The following is a 1,313-nucleotide window of genomic DNA, read 5'->3' as shown; positions in this document are numbered from 1 at the left end:
CAGGGTCTGCGCCGTGTATCGCGTGCCCAGCTCGGCCTCTATACCCGTCACGCGGATCGGCGCGCGCCGCGCCTTTTTACGGGCCGAAGCCATGCGCGCGGGCAAAGGGGCCATGCCTTTCTTGGGCTTGAGCGGATTGCCGGGGGAGACCATCCACCACGCTTCCTCCAGCCCCAATGCGCGAATCGCGAACAGGGTGATGCGGCGGTGACCGCCATGGGCAGGGTTGAAGCTGCCACCCAGCAATCCCGTGCGCAGTCCCGTCCGCAATCCGTTACGCATGTGCCCCCTTTATCTCAATTCAGCTGGTCGGTGCCTGACCGGCCTTCGCGCCGCTGCGATAGCCGCCCTGACGCGCAATCATCCAGCCCGGATATTGCGGTTTGGGCGCACAAGCCGCGTCGAGCTTTGCCATGTCATCGTCGTCCAGCGCGACATCGACCGATTTGAGATTGTCCTCAAGCTGTTCGATCTTGCGCGCACCGACGATAACACTCGATACGGCGGGCTTTGCCAGCAGCCATGCCAGCGCCACCTGCGGGATCGACGCGCCGTGCTTCTGCGCGACCTCGTCCATCACCTCGACCGCGTCATAGCCCTGTTCCTTGTCGACCGGCGGGAAATCGAAATTGGCGCGGCGGCCTTCGCTCTCCTGACCGCGGCGATATTTGCCCGAAAGGAAACCGCCCGCGAGCGGCGACCAGACCATCAGGCCCAGCCCTTCAGCCTCCAACATGGGCACCACCTCATGTTCGAGATCGCGGCCCGCCAGCGAATAATAGGCCTGCAGCGAAGCGAGCGGCGTGGTGCCCAGCGCCTCGGTCTTGCCCACAGCACGGGCGATCTGCCACGCGGCCCAGTTCGACACGCCGACATAGCGCGCCCGGCCGGAGGTCACGATGGTGTCCAATGCCTTCAGCTGCTCATCCAGCGGAGTCAGCGGGTCCCAGCCGTGGATCTGGTAGAGATCGACGTGATCCATGCCGAGGCGTTCGAGGCTGGCATCGATCTGGTTCAGCAAATGATAGCGCGACGCGCCGCGATCGTTGGGGCCATCGCCCATCGGGCCCAGCGCCTTGGTCGCGATGACGACATCGTGGCGATTGACGCCAAGGTCGCGGATTGCCTGCCCGACCGTCTCTTCCGACTTGCCCGAGGCATAGACATTGGCGGTGTCGATGAAATTGACGCCCGCATCCAGCGCGGTCTTCGTGATCGTGTTGACCGCATCTTGCCCCAGCGCGCCCATCTGCGCGAACATGCCCTCGCCCTCGCCAAAGGTCATGGTGCCAAGGCAAAGCTCGGATACGAGG

1 protein-coding gene and 1 pseudogene are annotated in these 1,313 nt (G+C 64.4%); both read right to left on the bottom strand.

Annotated features, from left to right (window positions below):
* Positions 1–282: pseudogene (locus tag AAFM29_RS17370) on the bottom strand (nicotinic acid mononucleotide adenylyltransferase); the annotation flags it as partial.
* Positions 283–301: 19 nt separating this feature from the next.
* On the bottom strand, positions 302–1,313 hold a 1,012-nt coding region (locus AAFM29_RS17365), incomplete at its 5' end, for an aldo/keto reductase (RefSeq protein ID WP_341713974.1).

This window comes from Erythrobacter sp. (assembly GCF_038133525.1).
GTDB lineage: Bacteria > Pseudomonadota > Alphaproteobacteria > Sphingomonadales > Sphingomonadaceae > Qipengyuania.
This window is presented reverse-complemented; position numbering and strand designations above follow the sequence as displayed.